16 protein-coding genes are annotated in these 16,087 nt (G+C 53.7%); 2 read left to right on the plus strand and 14 right to left on the minus strand.

The genetic code is table 11. From position 1 onward, the window contains the following. Nucleotides 1-135: 135 nt before the first annotated feature. The 6 genes from rlpA to LA337_06155 all read right to left on the minus strand — a co-directional run bounded on the left by rlpA (nt 136) and on the right by LA337_06155 (nt 5,957). The gene (rlpA, locus tag LA337_06130) at nt 136-1,245 is read right to left on the minus strand and encodes an endolytic peptidoglycan transglycosylase RlpA (GenBank protein UBI17275.1); all 1,110 of its coding nucleotides are present in this window, start codon (nt 1,243-1,245) and stop codon (nt 136-138) included. Between the two features lie 10 nt (nt 1,246-1,255). Next, nucleotides 1,256-2,368, minus strand: a complete 1,113-nt coding sequence (mrdB, locus tag LA337_06135; protein ID UBI17276.1) for a peptidoglycan glycosyltransferase MrdB — start codon at nt 2,366-2,368, stop codon at nt 1,256-1,258. Nucleotides 2,369-2,370: 2 nt separating this feature from the next. Next, nucleotides 2,371-4,272, minus strand: coding sequence for a peptidoglycan DD-transpeptidase MrdA (mrdA, locus tag LA337_06140; protein ID UBI17277.1), 1,902 nt, complete (start codon nt 4,270-4,272; stop codon nt 2,371-2,373). 30 nt (nt 4,273-4,302) lie between these two features. Next, nucleotides 4,303-4,770 (minus strand): 23S rRNA (pseudouridine(1915)-N(3))-methyltransferase RlmH, encoded by a 468-nt coding sequence (gene rlmH, locus LA337_06145; GenBank protein ID UBI17278.1) that lies wholly within the window; start codon nt 4,768-4,770, stop codon nt 4,303-4,305. 3 nt (nt 4,771-4,773) lie between these two features. Continuing rightward, nucleotides 4,774-5,091 carry a ribosome silencing factor gene (gene rsfS / locus LA337_06150; protein ID UBI17279.1) on the minus strand — a complete coding sequence of 106 codons (318 nt, stop codon included), beginning with the start codon at nt 5,089-5,091 and terminating at the stop codon, nt 4,774-4,776. A 254-nt stretch (nt 5,092-5,345) separates the two neighbouring features. Next, the gene (locus tag LA337_06155) at nt 5,346-5,957 is read right to left on the minus strand and encodes an adenosylcobalamin/alpha-ribazole phosphatase (GenBank protein ID UBI17280.1); all 612 of its coding nucleotides are present in this window, start codon (nt 5,955-5,957) and stop codon (nt 5,346-5,348) included. A gap of 96 nt (nt 5,958-6,053) precedes the next feature. Here LA337_06155 and cobD point away from each other — a divergent pair, with 96 nt between their 5' ends. Continuing rightward, nucleotides 6,054-7,148 (plus strand): threonine-phosphate decarboxylase CobD, encoded by a 1,095-nt coding sequence (gene cobD, locus LA337_06160; GenBank protein ID UBI17281.1) that lies wholly within the window; start codon nt 6,054-6,056, stop codon nt 7,146-7,148. On the opposite strand, the gene nadD is transcribed toward cobD, so the two are convergent. The 4 genes from nadD to leuS are packed head-to-tail and all read right to left on the minus strand — an operon-like array spanning nt 7,123 to nt 11,987. Then, on the minus strand, nt 7,123-7,764 hold the full coding sequence (gene nadD, locus LA337_06165) for a nicotinate-nucleotide adenylyltransferase (GenBank protein UBI17282.1): 642 nt from the start codon (nt 7,762-7,764) through the stop codon (nt 7,123-7,125). The genes cobD and nadD overlap by 26 nt on opposite strands. 1 nt (nt 7,765) lies before the next feature. After that, a complete protein-coding gene (gene holA / locus LA337_06170) occupies nt 7,766-8,797 on the minus strand; it encodes a DNA polymerase III subunit delta (GenBank protein ID UBI17283.1) in 1,032 nt (343 codons plus the stop codon). Then, nucleotides 8,797-9,390, minus strand: coding sequence for an LPS assembly lipoprotein LptE (lptE, locus tag LA337_06175; GenBank protein ID UBI17284.1), 594 nt, complete (start codon nt 9,388-9,390; stop codon nt 8,797-8,799). The genes holA and lptE overlap by 1 nt, the downstream gene beginning before the upstream one ends. Before the next feature lie 14 nt (nt 9,391-9,404). Continuing rightward, complete coding sequence (leuS, locus tag LA337_06180; protein ID UBI17285.1) at nt 9,405-11,987, minus strand: leucine--tRNA ligase; 2,583 nt, start codon at nt 11,985-11,987, stop codon at nt 9,405-9,407. A gap of 235 nt (nt 11,988-12,222) precedes the next feature. On the opposite strand from leuS, the gene LA337_06185 reads away from it, so the two are divergent. Beyond that, nucleotides 12,223-12,705, plus strand: a complete 483-nt coding sequence (locus LA337_06185) for a zinc ribbon-containing protein (GenBank protein ID UBI17286.1) — start codon at nt 12,223-12,225, stop codon at nt 12,703-12,705. A gap of 96 nt (nt 12,706-12,801) precedes the next feature. On the opposite strand, the gene rihA is transcribed toward LA337_06185, so the two are convergent. The 4 genes from rihA to gltJ all read right to left on the minus strand — a co-directional run bounded on the left by rihA (nt 12,802) and on the right by gltJ (nt 15,993). Beyond that, nucleotides 12,802-13,737 (minus strand): pyrimidine-specific ribonucleoside hydrolase RihA, encoded by a 936-nt coding sequence (gene rihA / locus LA337_06190; protein UBI17287.1) that lies wholly within the window; start codon nt 13,735-13,737, stop codon nt 12,802-12,804. A gap of 116 nt (nt 13,738-13,853) precedes the next feature. Beyond that, the gene (gene gltL / locus LA337_06195; GenBank protein ID UBI17288.1) at nt 13,854-14,579 is read right to left on the minus strand and encodes a glutamate/aspartate ABC transporter ATP-binding protein GltL; all 726 of its coding nucleotides are present in this window, start codon (nt 14,577-14,579) and stop codon (nt 13,854-13,856) included. Further along, nucleotides 14,579-15,253 (minus strand): glutamate/aspartate ABC transporter permease GltK, encoded by a 675-nt coding sequence (gene gltK, locus LA337_06200; GenBank protein ID UBI17289.1) that lies wholly within the window; start codon nt 15,251-15,253, stop codon nt 14,579-14,581. The genes gltL and gltK overlap by 1 nt, the downstream gene beginning before the upstream one ends. Continuing rightward, nucleotides 15,253-15,993: a glutamate/aspartate ABC transporter permease GltJ gene (gene gltJ / locus LA337_06205; protein ID UBI17290.1), complete on the minus strand. Its 741-nt coding sequence runs from the start codon at nt 15,991-15,993 to the stop codon at nt 15,253-15,255. The genes gltK and gltJ overlap by 1 nt, the downstream gene beginning before the upstream one ends. Between the last annotated feature and the right edge of the window lie 94 nt (nt 15,994-16,087).

Consider the following 16,087-nt stretch of genomic DNA (forward strand, 5'->3'; position numbering starts at 1 on the left):
ACTACGACGTCCGTGATGAAATTAAAAAAAGTGCCCTACTATAGCAAATGCATAACTGGCAGGCATCTGACTTTCCGCGTGACTTTGTTAATGTCATTTACAGAAACTGACAGTTCAGATACCTGATTTACGTTATTACACGCCGGTGATGAAGGACTGTAATTGCGCCTCGGATTGAAGACGCTGCTGCAATGCGGAAGCTTCAGTTTTGCTGGCGAACGGCCCCATCTGGATACGCCAGACTGCGCCGTTTTGTACTACCCGGCCAGGGACGCCAAACTGCTGGCTTAAACGCTTTTGATACTGCTGTGCGCGCGACTGCTCGCTGACAGCGCCAACCTGCACCACGTAGCGTCCGTTAGCGGTTGCCGCTGGAGCAGGTGCTGCGACGGCTGCTGGTGTCGCTGCCGGCGCGGTTGACGATACCGGTGCGGTGGTAGTCGGTTGTGGCGCCGGGGTCGGCTCGCTGCCTTCCAGCACACCTGCTGCGAGCGTGGTCGGCGCACCGAGGAATCCACCGCTGTTGACTGGCGCGCCGGTTGGATCATCGCTTTTCAGCGTGGAATTGCTGATTGGACGAATATCACCTTGCGGCTGACCTGCATCCGATGGCGAAGGCATGCTTCCCATATTGCCGCCACCGCTTAAATCTGGACGTGCCGGCAGGGCATAAGTTTGTTTCGCGACCGTAGTACAAGCCATTCCCGGCCCCGACAAGGAACCATCCTGGGCGACGATGATCGGGTCGATACGTACTTTGGTGTTGTTGGAGGTGTTCAGACGATCGGCAGCGGCACGCGAAAGTGAAATCACGCGATCGTTGCCATAAGGGCCGCGATCGTTAATGCGTACGACGATCATCCTGCCGTTTGCCAGGTTGGTAATTCTGGCATAGCTTGGGACTGGCAACGTCGGATGCGCAGCGGTCAGTTGCATCGGGTCGAACGCTTCGCCAGACGCGGTTAAATTGCTTCCGGGTTCCGCATCATAAATAGCGGCGAGCCCGGCCTGACTAAAGCGGGAGGGATCCTGGACGATTTTGTAGCTTTTACCATCACGCTGGTAGTCCTGATTCGCCGTTGGGTTCAGGGGTTCAAAGCGCGGATCGGCCCCGCTGATTTCAACAATCGGACCATTACACACCGCAGGCTGCGGCGCGACAGCAACCTGTTGCTGACCATCATCACTCGAACACGCCGCGAGCATTCCTGCTGCGATGCAGATACCAAGCCACTGCTTACGCATTGCGTACCCCTTACACGCTTTTCGACAACATTTTTCTATGGGTGTGGATCGACATAACAATCCCGAACCCGGCCATCAGCACGATAAGTGCCGAGCCTCCGTAACTGACCAGTGGGAGTGGAACCCCAACCACGGGCAGAATACCGCTCACCATACCAATATTTACGAAGACATAAACGAATAATATCAACATTAAGCCACCCGCCATGACGCGACCAAAGGTGGTTTGCGCGCGAGCAGCGATCCATAATCCGCGCATAATCAGCAAAATGTACAGCGTCAGCAGAATCAATATCCCCACCAGACCCAGCTCTTCCGCCAGGACTGCGAAGATAAAGTCCGTGTGGCGCTCCGGTAAAAACTCAAGCTGCGACTGCGTACCATGCAGCCAGCCCTTGCCGCGTAGCCCGCCAGAGCCAATAGCAATTTTAGACTGAATGATGTGATAGCCCGCGCCCAGCGGGTCGGTTTCCGGGTCGAGCAGCATCATGACGCGCTGACGCTGATAATCATGCATCAGGAAGAACCACAGTATCGGAATAAACGCTGCGACCAGAACCACCGCAACGCCGATTAAGCGCCAGCTCAAACCAGAAAGGAACAGGACAAACAGACCTGAAAGGGCAACCAGAATTGAGGTGCCGAGGTCAGGCTGGGCTGCGACCAGCAGCGTGGGCATAAAAATCAGCACCAGCGCAATGGCGGTATTTTTTAGCGATGGCGGGCAAACGTCTCGGTTAATAAAGCGCGCGACCATCAGTGGCACGGCGATTTTGGCGATTTCTGAGGGCTGAAAACGCACAATACCTAAATCCAGCCAGCGCTGCGCGCCTTTGGAAATGGCGCCGAAGGCGTCTACCGCCACCAACAGAATAATGCAGAAGATATAGAGATAGGGCGCCCAGCCCTCATAAACCCGGGGCGGAATTTGCGCCATCACGACCATGATGACCAGACCCATTGCGATTTGACCGACCTTGCGCTCCATCATGCCAATATCCTGGCCGCTGGCGCTCCAGATGACCAGTGAGCTGTAGACCAGCAGAGCCAGCAAAATCAGTAACATGGTGGGATCGATGTGGATTTTGTCCCAGAATGTTTTTTTGTTCGGATTATCCGTCACGATTATTGGTCCTCCGCTGCTGCAACCGCGGGGTTTTCTGCAGGCAGATTGGTGTTGTTGTCGCCCAACATAATGTGGTCAAGGATTTGGCGCATAATAGTGCCCACCGCCGGACCCGCACCGCCGTTTTCAAGGATCATGGCGACAGCGACCTGGGGTTTATCATAAGGGGCGAAGGCCGTCATCAGCTTGTGGTCACGTAAACGCTCGGCGATCTTATGTGCGTTATAGGTTTCATTGGCTTTCAGGCCAAAGACCTGTGCGGTACCGGATTTCGCCGCAATTTTGTAAGGCGCGCCAGCAAAATACTTGTGCGCAGTCCCGTTAGGGCGGTTCGCGACACCATACATACCGTCTTTCGCGATTTCCCAATAACCGGAATGAATATCGCCAACGGGCGGTTCGTGCGGCTGTACCCACGGCACCTGCTTGCCGTCTTCTGCCGTACTCATCAGCAGATGCGGGACTTTTACCAAACCGTCGTTGATAAGGATCATCAGCGCTTTACTCATCTGGATAGGGGTTGCAGTCCAGTAACCCTGACCGATGCCGACGGGAATGGTATCACCCTGGTACCATGGTTTTTTAAACCGTTTTTGCTTCCACTCGCGGGTTGGCATATTGCCGGAACGTTCTTCGGCAAGATCGATACCCGTGTATTGGCCGTAGCCAAATTTGCTCATCCACTCTGAAAGCCGGTCTATCCCCATATCATAGGCGATTTGATAGAAAAACGTATCTGCGGACTCTTCCAGAGAACGGGTGATGTTCAGATGACCGTGCCCCCACTTTTTCCAGTCGCGGTAACGTTTCTCAGAGCCCGGTAGCTGCCACCAGCCCGGATCGAACAGGCCGGTGTTGCGGGTAATGACGCCTGCGCTTAACGCAGAAACAGCGACGTAAGGTTTTACCGTCGAAGCAGGGGGGTAAACGCCCTGCGTGGCGCGGTTAACTAATGGGGTATTCGGATCATTGAGCAACCCGGAGTAATCTTTGCTGGAGATGCCATCTACAAACAGGTTCGGGTCGTAGCTCGGCATGGATACCAGCGCCAGAACGCCACCGGTACGCGGATCGGTAACCACCACGGCGGCACGACTGCCCGCCAGCAGCGTTTCAATGTACTGCTGGAGTTTCAAATCCAGAGTGAGATAGATATCGTGCCCGGCCTGCGGGGCCACTTCTTTCAGCTGGCGAATGACGCGGCCGCGGTTGTTCACTTCAACTTCTTCATAACCGGTCTGGCCGTGAAGGACGTCTTCGTAATAACGTTCAATACCCAGCTTGCCGATGTCGTGCGTCGCCGCGTAGTTAGCCAGCTTGCCGTCTTTGTCCAGGCGGTCCACGTCTTTATCGTTGATCTTCGATACGTAGCCAATCACGTGGGTTAGCGCAGAGCCGTAGGGGTAATAGCGACGTTTATAGCCTTTAACTTCGACGCCCGGAAAGCGATATTGATTAACGGCAAACCGTGCGACCTGAACTTCAGTCAGGTTGGTTTTTACCGGAATAGAGGTGAAACGGTGTGAACGGGCGCGCTCTTTTTTAAAGGCGGCAATATCATCGTCCGTCAGGTCTACGACGTTACGCAGCGCGTCGAGCGTATCCTGAATGTTGTCGACCTTTTCCGGCATCATTTCTATCTGATAAATGGTGCGGTTAAGGGCGAGCGGAATGCCGTTGCGGTCATAAATGATGCCGCGACTTGGCGCGATAGGGACCAGTTTGATACGGTTTTCGTTCGAGCGAGTCTGATAATCAGTAAAGCGAACGATTTGCAGATTATAAAGGTTGGCGATCAGCACGCCGGTGAGCAGCAAAATCCCCAAAAAAGCGACCAGCGCCCGGCGCACAAACAGCGCGGACTCAGCCGAATAGTCGCGAAAAGAATTCTGTAGTTTCATCCGCTGCTTAATCTACTCAAGAATCAATGATCACTCACGGTGATAAGGATGGTTGGTGGTAATGCTCCACGCCCTGTACAGACTCTCCGCTACCAGAACCCGAACAAGAGGGTGAGGAAGGGTTAACGCAGAGAGTGACCAGCTTTGTTCCGCTGCCGCTTTACAGGCGGGAGAGAGCCCTTCTGGCCCGCCAATCAACAGGCTGACGTCACGACCGTCCAGTTTCCAGCGCTCCAGTTCGGTCGCTAACTGCGGCGTATCCCAGGGTTTCCCGGGGATATCAAGGGTGACGATGCGGTTTTTGCCGGCTGCGGCCAGCATCTGCTCACCCTCTTTGTCGAGAATGCGTTTAATGTCCGCGTTCTTGCCGCGTTTTCCTGCCGGGATTTCGATCAGCTCAAAGGGCATATCTTTCGGAAACCGACGCAGATACTCGGTAAATCCGGTTTGCACCCAGTCAGGCATTTTCGTTCCCACAGCGACAAGTTGCAGCTTCACGCATTAACTCCAGAGTTTTTCCAGTTCATACAGGCGACGACTCTCTTCCTGCATCACGTGGACAATCACATCGCCGAGGTCAACGACGATCCAGTCAGCGACATTCTCGCCTTCCACGCCGAGCGGCAGCAGGCCAGCAGTGCGGGACTCCTGAACAACGTGATCTGCGATAGACATAACGTGACGGCTGGATGTGCCGGTGCAGATAATCATGCAATCAGTGATGCTGGACTTGCCCTGAACGTCTAAGGCGATGATGTCTTGACCTTTCAGGTCATCAATTTTGTCGATTACAAAATCCTGGAGTGCTTTACCCTGCAAGTGTTCCCCCTGGGTGAAAAGAGTTAAAAACGTCTGTTAGTATACCTGAACCAGAGGCGATATCGGGACAAATGTCTCCGAAAGCGCTTGTGAAGTGCGCTATCATCCCATCCCACGCTACAGAATGCATCGCCATTTTTGTAAAACAATTTCTGCAAAGCTCTGAAGGGCGGGAAAAGTCAGGTTGCGGAGAATAACAGCCTGTCATGGGGTGTCAATGGGAGAGAGCCCCTTCGAGATAAAAAACAGCGCTTTCACTCCCCGTCGTGCCATACGGCACGGCTGTTGAGCACTTTCAGAACCGCAAAATCGTCACAAAAATCAATTGCGCTCCAGCAGCCTTGTTCGACGCGGAAATGCCACATTGCCGCTGCTGGCATGGATAGCAGACGGGCGATCAATACGCTCAGTACGCCCTGATGACTCACCACCAGCAGATTCTGGCAGGCTTTGTAATCAGCGAGTTGCGCAATGAAGCGTTCCACACGCAGGGAAAATGCCTGAAAACCTTCGCCATTTGTGGGCGTCGCATTCTGCCAGTCGTTACACCACACGGCGTAGTTTTCGGCGTCTTCGCGCTCCAGATCGCGATGATGGCGCATTTCCCAGTCACCAAAAAACATTTCATTGAGTTCAGGCATATTGCGCACCGCAACCTCGCGATCCCCTAAGACCAACTGTGTTGTATGGCGGGCGCGTTCCAGCTCGCTGCACAAAACGTTGTCGACAGGCACATTGCGTAACAGCCTACCCAGCGTTTGCGCCTGAGCGATCCCCCGTTCCGTTAGCGGTGTGGGGGCGTGGCCGCTGTATAAACCAGCGACATTGGCTTCGGTTTCTCCATGACGTACTAACCAGAGTCTCATGTCTTCCTCATCAGGCTATTCGCACAAAATATGATGTTTGCCCTGATTGCGCAGAGATTTTTCACTAAAATACCCTCTTTTACGTGGAGCGGCACGATGTCTTTATTGAAGAGCGCGCATGGTGGTAATACCCGAGAAGCCGCCGAATTGTTGGGCATCTCGCCTGAGCATTTGCTGGATTTTAGCGCGAATATTAACCCGTTGGGTATGCCGGCAAGTTTAAAACGCGGGATCATCGACAACCTGGACTGCGCGGAGCGTTACCCGGATGTCGATTACGCTAAACTGCATGCGGCGCTGGCGGAGCATCATCAGATTCCGGCCTCGTGGATCCTGGCTGGAAACGGCGAGACCGAGTCTATTTTTACCCTGGTGCATGGCCTGAAGCCACGCCACGCGATGATCGTGACGCCCGGGTTTGCGGAATATCGTCGGGCGCTGCAATGGGGAGACTGTACGATCCATGAGTTTGCGCTGCGCGAAGACGACGGCTGGCAGCTTACCGATGCGATCCTCGATGCATTAACCTCAGAGCTGGACTGCCTGTTTCTCTGTACGCCCAACAATCCCACCGGGTTAATACCGGATAACCGCCTGCTACGTGAGATTGCCGCACGTTGTGAGCGGCTTGGGATCGCTCTGATCCTCGATGAAGCCTTTATCGATTTTATTGCCGGGGAGCCGGGGTTTATTCCGCTGCTGCGGGATAACCCACATATTTGGGTGCTGCGCTCTCTCACCAAGTTCTATGCGATACCGGGGCTGCGTCTGGGGTATCTGGTCAACAGTCACGAGCAGGCCGTTGCACAAATGCGCAGCCGACAAATGCCGTGGTCAATTAATGCGTTTGCTGCCCTGGCAGGCGAGATTATCTTACGCGATAGCGCATATCAGCAGGCAACGTGGAAGTGGCTGGAACAAGAGGGGGCGCGGTTTGATCAACAGTTGCAAGAATTGCCCGGCCTGACGACGTATCCCGGCCGGGCAAATTATCGTTTATTACGCTGCGATTGCGCGGATATTGATTTGCAACGCGCGTTGCTGGAACAACACGTCCTGATTCGCAGTTGTGCTAATTATCCGGGGCTGGATGCGCGCTATTATCGGGTAGCCGTTCGCAGCCTGGAAGAGAATAACCGCCTGTTGACGGCCTTACGCAAGGTGCTTAGCGGTACAATCCCTGCTGATTGATATAGTCAAGCACTGCGCCTGGCATCAGGTCGTCGCACGGCTCGCCTTTTTCCAGACGCTCACGGATGAGCGTGGCGGAGATGTTAAACCACGGCGTTTCGGCCAGGTAAATTTTTCCGCAAGGCAGGTTGTGCAGGTCATCTGCTGAATGGGTCAGATGATCCTCCAGCCATTGCTGGTGTTTTTCCTGCGCCATTTCGAGCGGATAGCCCGGACGTCGGCACACGATAAGATGGGTATTCCCCAGAATGGTGTGGTAGTCATGCCAGGAAGGGAAGGTAAGCAGTGAATCCTGACCAATGATAAACGCTAATGGCACGTTTGGGCCTTGCTCCTCGCGCCACTCTTTTAGCGTTTGTGCGGTGTAGGAAGCGGTATCGCGTTTCAGTTCGCGTTCATCCAGGGAAAATAGCGGCTTGTCAGCAATGGCCAGTTCAACCATACGCTTACGTTGCTCACCGGACGCTTCAGGTTGCGCTCGATGCGGCGGGACGTTATTGGGCATGATGATGACCCGGGAAAGCCCAATCAGATTCGCCAGAATTTCAACCGGTTTAAGATGACCATAATGCACCGGATCAAAGGTGCCACCGAACAGAGCCTGCAATGATTTCATATCAACCATCAATAAAAACATCGGCCAGCGATTTATGACAGAGCAAAAGGGAAAGTCCCTCAAGTTCTGCCCACACTGACTGACCATAGTCTTGTTTAAGCGTAATTTCCGTACGCGTTAACAGCGTTACCGCCTGACGCAGTTGCGCCGGGTTCAGCCGGTTTAGCGCATCGCCCATCATACCCCGGCGATTCTGCCACACCCGGTGTTTATCAAACAACGAGCGCAAGGGCGTATGGGCCGACTGCCGTTTTAAGTTAACCAGCAACAACAACTCTCGCTGTATCGTACGTAACAAAATAACCGGCTCACTGCCTTCCAGGCGTAGCTGCTGCAGAATGTGCAGCGCGCGTTTGCTTTTGCCCATCAGCAGCGCGTCCACCCAGTGGAACGGGGTAAAGTGCGCGGCATCATTAACGGCTTTCTCCACGCGAGGCAGCGTTAGCTTGCCATCTGGCCAAAGCAGCGCTAGCCGTTCCAGCGCTTGCGCCAGTGCTAGCAGATTACCTTCATAGCAATAGCACAACAGCTGATTGGCTGCGTCATCCAGTTGCAGATTGTTAAGCTTTGCTCTGGCGGCGACCCAGCGGGGGAGCTGTGCTTGCTCCGGCGTCTGGCAGCTAACCTGAACCGCGTTTTTCGCCAGCCCGGTATACCATGCGCCGTTTTCCTGCGCCCTGGTGAGTTTGTTGCCACGAACAATCAACAGCAGATCGTCATGTAGCAGAGTGACGAGTGAAGCGAGCTGTTCGTTAATGGCGGCATTCGGGCCATTTTCTGGCAATTGTAAAAGCAGGGTTTGACGACTGGCAAACAGGCTCATCGCCTGGCAGAGTGAAAAAATCTCTCCCCAGTCGGTGCTGTTGTCCAGAGTGAAGGCATGGTGTTCTTCGAATCCTTGCGTTGCTGCAGCCTGACGGATGGCGTCCTGGCTTTCCTGCAATAAGAGAGGATCGTTACCTAAGAGTAAATACGCCGCGCGCAGCCCTTCATCGAGCTGTGCGCGGAGTTGTTCAGGGTACAACTTGAGCATCAGTTACCCAGCGTGGTGGAAACACGCGCCGGAGATGACGCAGGCGTCGCGGCTTTATTCACCGCAGGCTCAGCATCAGCATTGGATGACTGAGTATCGGCCAGATGTACGCTCGGCAGCTTACGAATCAACTGCTCAGCCGCTTTGTCATACATCTCTTTGATAATCATGTCCTGCTCGTTATCCTTCGCCAGTGCAGCCTGTGGGTTGTCAAAGAACGAGCGATAAACTTTGGCGCTGATTGGATAAATATCATGACCTGGGATCAGCACGGTTGCGCTTACGGACATCACCATCTGGTATTCAGCCGTTTGACCGTTCTGGAATACCGATGCCGTATCCTGCGAAATGCTGACCGCGCCAAGGCGTAAGGACGTCACATCTTTACGCATTGTACCGTCTTCAAGCAGCGTAACGCCGTTCAGACGTAGCTGATTACGAACCGCGCGGCTTAACGGGCCGTTCGGATCGCCAGTGTTCAGGATCATGGTTTTCATTGAGGGTGGAACCTGCGTAGTACTACGCAGATGCCAGCCGCACCCGGCGGTGACAAGCACCGCCAGAGATAACAACAATGTTGTCAGAAGTCGCACGCTTCCTCCCGCGCTTAGCCAACGACCAGATTGAGGAGTTTACCCGGTACATAAATCACTTTACGTACGGTAACGCCATCAAGATATTTTGCTACCAGATGCTCCTGGCCAGCACGCTCACGAACCTGCTCTTCAGTGGCGTTTACCGGAACGGTGATTTTTCCACGTACTTTACCGTTTACCTGGACCACAACCAGCGTTGAGTCTTCAACCATTGCCGCTTCGTCCGCCACCGGCCACGGCGCGTTGTCGATATCGCCTTCGCCTTTCAGCGCCTGCCACAGGGTGAAGCAAACGTGCGGGGTGAACGGGTTGAGCATGCGTACAACAGCCAGCAAGGCTTCCTGCATCAGGGCTCTGTCTTGTTCGTCTTCCTGCGGTGCTTTCGCCAGCTTGTTCATCAGCTCCATAATCGCCGCAATCGCGGTGTTAAAGGTCTGACGACGACCGATATCATCGGTGACTTTAGCAATAGTTTTGTGCACGTCGCGACGCAGCGCTTTTTGATCTTCGCTCAGCGCATCGGCGTTCAGGGCTGCAACATCCCCCTGAGAAGTATGTTCGTAAACCAGTTTCCAGACACGTTTCAGGAAGCGGTTTGCCCCTTCAACGCCGGATTCCTGCCATTCGAGCGTCATATCAGCCGGAGAAGCGAACATCATGAACAGACGAACGGTGTCAGCACCGTAGCGTTCAACCATAACCTGCGGGTCGATACCGTTATTTTTCGACTTGGACATTTTGCTCATGCCGGTATACACCAGCTCATGGCCTTCTGCGTCCTTCGCCTTAACGATACGACCTTTTTCGTCACGCTCAACGATGGCATCAACCGGAGAAACCCAGTTACGTTCACCGTTTGCGCCAACATAGTAGAACGCGTCAGCCAGCACCATCCCCTGACACAGCAGCTGTTTAGCTGGTTCATCAGAGTTGACCATGCCTGCATCGCGCATCAGTTTGTGGAAGAAGCGGAAGTAGAGCAGGTGCATGATGGCGTGTTCAATACCGCCAATGTAGATATCAACCGGCAGCCAGTAGTTAGCGGCGTCGGAATCCAGCATGCCTTCCTGATACTGCGGGCAGGTGTAGCGCGCGTAGTACCAGGACGACTCCATAAAGGTATCGAAGGTATCGGTTTCACGCAGGGCAGGCATACCGTTAACGGTGGTTTTCGCCCACTCCGGATCGGCTTTGATTGGGCTGGTAATGCCGTCCATAACCACGTCTTCCGGCAGAATAACCGGCAACTGGTCTTCTGGCGTAGGCAGTACGGTACCGTCTTCCAGCGTCACCATCGGAATCGGCGCACCCCAGTAACGTTGACGGGAAACACCCCAGTCACGCAGACGGTAGTTAACTTTACGCTCACCCACGCCTTTGGCTACCAGCTTGTCAGCAATGGCGTTGAAGGCCGCTTCGAAGTCGAGGCCGTCAAACTCACCGGAGTTAAACAGCACGCCTTTTTCGGTCAGCGCCTGTTCAGACAGGTCCGGCTCTGCGCCTTCAGCGGTCAGAATTACCGGCTTGATGGTCAGGCCATATTTGGTGGCAAATTCGTAATCGCGCTGATCGTGGCCCGGAACGGCCATGACTGCGCCCGTACCGTATTCCATCAGGACGAAGTTTGCTGCCCAAACGGGGATCTCTTCGCCAGTCAGCGGGTGAACGGCTTTAAAGCCAGTATCGACGCCTTTTTTCTCCATGGTCGCCATTTCAGCTTCTGCAACCTTGGTGTTGCGGCATTCGTCAATGAAGGCGGCCAGTTCAGGATTATTTGCGGCGGCTTTCTGCGCCAGCGGGTGACCTGCGGCAACGGCCAGGTAGGTCGCACCCATAAAGGTGTCCGGGCGGGTGGTATAAACGGTCAGCGTATTCTCGTAACCATTCACATCAAAGGTGATTTCCACGCCTTCAGAACGGCCAATCCAGTTGCGCTGCATGGTCTTAACGGTGTCAGGCCAGTGGTCCAGGTTATCCAGATCGCGCAGCAGTTCGTCAGCGTAGGCGGTGATTTTAATGAACCACTGTGGGATCTCTTTACGCTCAACTTTGGTATCGCAACGCCAGCAGCAGCCGTCGATAACCTGTTCGTTCGCCAGAACGGTCTGGTCGTTCGGGCACCAGTTGACCGCAGAGGTTTTCTTGTACACCAGGCCTTTTTTGTACAGCTCGGTGAAGAACTTCTGTTCCCAGCGGTAGTATTCCGGGGTGCAGGTCGCCAGCTCACGGCTCCAGTCATAACCGAAACCCAGCATTTTGAGCTGGTTTTTCATGTAAGCGATGTTGTCGTACGTCCACGGTGCCGGCGCGGTGTTATTTTTAACCGCAGCGCCTTCCGCAGGCAGGCCGAACGCATCCCAGCCAATTGGCTGCAGTACGTTTTTGCCCAGCATACGCTGGTAGCGGGCGATCACGTCACCGATGGTGTAGTTACGTACGTGGCCCATGTGTAGTCGACCAGAAGGATAGGGAAGCATAGACAGGCAGTAATACTTCTCTTTGCTCTCGTCTTCGGTAACTTCAAATGTGCGCTTCTCATCCCAGTGAAGCTGTACTTTGGATTCTATCTCTTCCGGGCGGTATTGCTCTTGCATGGCAGCCAGTGGTCCTGTTTTCAATACAGCTACAAACGTAGCTCTAGATGTGGTGTTTCAGATCCGCATAGCATAGCCCAAACGCCCGCGCCAAAACAGCCTTTCGCGCATTCAGCGTTGAATTCCCGCAAGGATAATTCTTGCACGAATTTACACACTCTGTGGACAGTCTTGCAAAGCGTAGCGTAAATAACGTCTATTATTATAGACAGTTAACGACCCAGGAGGCGAAGCGATGAACAAGGTTGCTCAATATTACCGTGAACTGGTGGCTTCACTGAGCGAACGTCTGCGTAATGGCGAACGCGATATCGATGCGTTGGTGGAGCAGGCGCGTCAACGAGTTATGCAGACCGGGGAGTTAACGCGAACCGAGGTGGAAGAGGTCACCCGGGCCGTCAGACGTGACCTGGAAGAGTTTGCTCTGAGCTATGAAGAAAGTCTCGATGAGGAGACAGACAGCGTCTTTATGCGGGTTATCAAAGAGAGTATCTGGCAGGAACTGGCCGATATTACCGATAAAACGCAGCTCGAATGGCGCGAAGTGTTCCAGGACCTCAGTCATCACGGGGTTTATCACAGCGGCGAGGTGGTCGGATTAGGTAATCTGGTCTGCGAGAAGTGCCACTTCCATTTGGCGGTTTACACCCCGGATGTGCTGCCATTATGTCCGAAATGCGGACACGATCAGTTCCAGCGCCGACCGTTTGAGCCGTAATCGCTTATTGCCGGATGGCGACGCAAAGCGTCTTATCCGGCCTACAAATTGCACGATTTTGTAGGCTGGATCAGCGTTAGCGCCATCCGGCGTGTATTAGGCGTAAAACTTCAGCCGTTCTGCCAGCAAATCGACAAACCCCTGGCGATCAACATCCACCATCACGGTGGCGTTTGGCTTGTTGCCGCTCAGGAAGTAGTAGTCCACCACGGTCATTCCCTGGGTATATTTACCCTGAGTCTCCACGCCAACCCAACGATCAACGGTGGTAAACAGTTCTGGTTTCAGCAGCCAGGCAATGGTGCATGGGTCATGCAGCGGTGCGCCGATGAATCCCCACTTTTCATCTTTGTGATATTCAAAGAAGAAGTCGAGTAGTTCTGCAACAATCGTCGAAACGGGATTACCGATCGCGCGGAATCGTTCGGTATCTTCGCGATGTATTTGCGCTTTATGCGTGACGTCCAGACCAGCCATCACCACTGGAATGCCAGACTGGAATACGATTTCAGCGGCTTCAGGATCCACGAAAATATTGAACTCGGCGGCAGGGGTCCAGTTTCCGAGGCCCATTGCACCGCCCATAATCACGATACGGGCGATTTTGGCGTGCAGCTCAGGATGGCTATTCAGAAGCAATGCTACGTTAGTTTGCGGCCCGGTGGAGACAATGGTCACCGGTTCCGGGCTGTCCCGCAGGGTTTTTGCCATCAGTTCCACGGCGGTACAGTCAAGTGGCGCAAAAGCGGGTTCCGGCAGCGCGGGGCCATCCAGCCCACTCTCACCGTGGACGTTATCGGCAATAATCAGATCGCGCATCAGTGGTTTCACTGCGCCACCGGCCACTGGGATATCCGTACGGTTGAGTAATGTTAACATGCGTAATACGTTACGCAGCGTTTTGTCGGGCGTCTGGTTACCGGCAGATGAGGTTATCGCTTTCACATCCAGTTCAGGTGAGGCGAGGGCGAGAACAATTGCGATAGCGTCGTCATGACCTGGATCGCAATCAAACAGGATAGGAAGTGCCATTGTTGCTCCTTGTAAGTGGGACTTTGTGACAAGGTTAACGCTGGGCTGTACCTGTTTCGAGAAGTGAAGAGATAAATCGTGAGGTGGCGCGCACATGGAGGTGCGCGCCAGCAAGATTAATGCAGGATTTTCGCGAGGAAGTCTTTGGCGCGGTCTGATTTCGGATTAGCGAAGAACTCTTCTTTCGGCGAGTCTTCAACAATTTTCCCTTCATCCATGAAGATCACCCGGTTCGCCACTTTACGCGCAAAGCCCATTTCGTGGGTGACTACCATCATGGTCATCCCTTCATTGGCCAGTTCAACCATGACGTCCAGCACTTCGTTGATCATTTCAGGATCAAGCGCTGATGTCGGTTCGTCAAACAGCATGGCGATAGGATCCATACACAGCGCCCTGGCAATGGCGACACGCTGTTGTTGGCCCCCGGAGAGCTGAGCCGGAAACTTATCGGCGTGCGCTGACAGACCAACGCGTTCCAGTAACTTTTGCGCTTTGTCGCGGGCCGGCTTTTTATCGCGTTTAAGCACTTTTACCTGCGCCAGAGTCAGGTTCTCAATGATCGACAGGTGGGGGAACAGTTCAAAGTGCTGGAACACCATACCAACGCGGGAGCGCAGTTTAGCCAAATCGGTTTTTTTATCATTCACCACTGTGCCATCAACGGTGATAACGCCCTGTTGTACCGGCTCCAGCCCGTTCACCGTTTTGATAAGCGTTGATTTACCTGAGCCTGACGGGCCGCAGACCACCACCACTTCCCCTTTTTTCACTTCCGTGGAGCAGTCGGTCAGCACCTGAAAGTGACCATACCATTTAGAAACATTTTTCAGGGTAATCATTAAACTGTCCTTTTCTTCAAATAGCTGACCAACAACGATGCGCTCAGACTGAATACAAAATAAACGGCGCCAGCAAACAGGATCATTTCAACCTGCGTGCCGTCACGCTCGCCAATGGTGGAGGCGGTACGGAAGAAGTCTGCCAGACTTAATACATAAACCAGCGAGGTGTCCTGGAAGAGTACGATGCCCTGGGTAAGCAGCAGCGGCACCATTGCGCGGAATGCCTGCGGCAGAATGATGAGCTTCATCGACTGCCAGTGGGTCATCCCCAGCGCCAGCGCAGCGCTGGATTGCCCACGAGAAATACTCTGGATACCAGCACGGATAATCTCGGAATAGTATGCGGCTTCAAACATCGAAAACGCGACCATTGCTGAGATCAGGCGAATATCGGTTTTTGGCGACAGACCCAGTACGTTTTGCAGGAAGCCTGGCACAATCAGGTAGAACCACAGCAGCACCATTACCAGCGGAATGGAACGGAACACATTGACGTAGCCTTTCGCAAACCAGGCAATTGGTGCGAAGCTGGACAAACGCATCACTGCGAGGATGGTTCCCCAGACAATACCAATGACCACTGCTGTAACGGTGATTTTCAGCGTGATGATCAGCCCATCCAGCAAATACGGCAGGGAAGGGACGATAGAACTCCAGTCAAATTCGTACATTATTTGCCTCCCAAATTGCCAGGCAGGCGGATTTTACGTTCAACGAGATTCATCACCAGCATGATGACGGCGTTAATCAGGACGTAGGCCAGAGTGATGGCGGTAAACGATTCCCATGCGTGGGCGGAGTAATCCAGCAGCTTACCCGCCTGCGCCGCCATATCGACCAGGCCGATAGTGGAGGCGATCGCGGAGTTCTTCACCAGGTTCATCATCTCTGAGGTCATTGGCGGAACAATCACGCGGTAAGCGTTTGGCAGCAGCACATAACGGTAGGCCTGCGGCAACGTTAGCCCCATCGCCAGCGCAGCGTTTTTCTGCCCACGAGGCAGAGACTGAATAGCGGCACGAACCTGTTCACAGACGCGCGCGGCGGTAAACAGCCCCAGACAGAGCATCGATGAGAGGAAGAACTGAATGTTGGGATCCAACTCAGCTTTGAACCACATCCCAATGTTTTCCGGCAGCAGTTCGGGAATGACCAGATACCAGGTAAAAAACTGGACGATGAGCGGAACGTTACGAAACAGCTCAACGTACAGCGTGCCGATCCCAGAAAGGAAACGATTTGGAACGGTACGTAAGATGCCGAATAAAGAGCCTATGAGGAAAGCGATAATCCAGGCGGTGATGGATAACGCGACCGTGACCTGGAAACCACTCCAGAGCCAGCCGAGATAGGTGGTGTTGCCGAACGGGGCTTGTTGTAAAAAAATACCCCAGTTCCAGTCTATAGACATAAATCTACTCCAGAAAAAAAAGGGTAGCAGCGCTACCCTCGAAGATTGTTATTCGGCGTTTTGCGGTTTTCAGGCCTGATGGGGAACGACCATC

The organism is Citrobacter europaeus (genome assembly GCA_020099315.1).
GTDB classification, from domain to species: domain Bacteria; phylum Pseudomonadota; class Gammaproteobacteria; order Enterobacterales; family Enterobacteriaceae; genus Citrobacter; species Citrobacter europaeus.

Excerpts from the sequence above, each read along its gene's own strand:
- rlpA (UBI17275.1), bottom strand. The coding sequence starts at position 1,245 with ATGCGTAAGCAGTGGCTTGGTATCTGCATCGCAGCAGGAATGCTCGCG.
- mrdA (UBI17277.1), bottom strand. The coding sequence starts at position 4,272 with ATGAAACTACAGAATTCTTTTCGCGACTATTCGGCTGAGTCCGCGCTG.
- LA337_06155 (UBI17280.1), bottom strand. The coding sequence starts at position 5,957 with ATGAGACTCTGGTTAGTACGTCATGGAGAAACCGAAGCCAATGTCGCT.
- cobD (UBI17281.1), top strand. The coding sequence starts at position 6,054 with ATGTCTTTATTGAAGAGCGCGCATGGTGGTAATACCCGAGAAGCCGCC.
- nadD (UBI17282.1), bottom strand. The coding sequence starts at position 7,764 with ATGAAATCATTGCAGGCTCTGTTCGGTGGCACCTTTGATCCGGTGCAT.
- holA (UBI17283.1), bottom strand. The coding sequence starts at position 8,797 with ATGCTCAAGTTGTACCCTGAACAACTCCGCGCACAGCTCGATGAAGGG.
- leuS (UBI17285.1), bottom strand. The coding sequence starts at position 11,987 with ATGCAAGAGCAATACCGCCCGGAAGAGATAGAATCCAAAGTACAGCTT.
- LA337_06185 (UBI17286.1), top strand. The coding sequence starts at position 12,223 with ATGAACAAGGTTGCTCAATATTACCGTGAACTGGTGGCTTCACTGAGC.
- rihA (UBI17287.1), bottom strand. The coding sequence starts at position 13,737 with ATGGCACTTCCTATCCTGTTTGATTGCGATCCAGGTCATGACGACGCT.
- gltL (UBI17288.1), bottom strand. The coding sequence starts at position 14,579 with ATGATTACCCTGAAAAATGTTTCTAAATGGTATGGTCACTTTCAGGTG.
- gltK (UBI17289.1), bottom strand. The coding sequence starts at position 15,253 with ATGTACGAATTTGACTGGAGTTCTATCGTCCCTTCCCTGCCGTATTTG.
- gltJ (UBI17290.1), bottom strand. The coding sequence starts at position 15,993 with ATGTCTATAGACTGGAACTGGGGTATTTTTTTACAACAAGCCCCGTTC.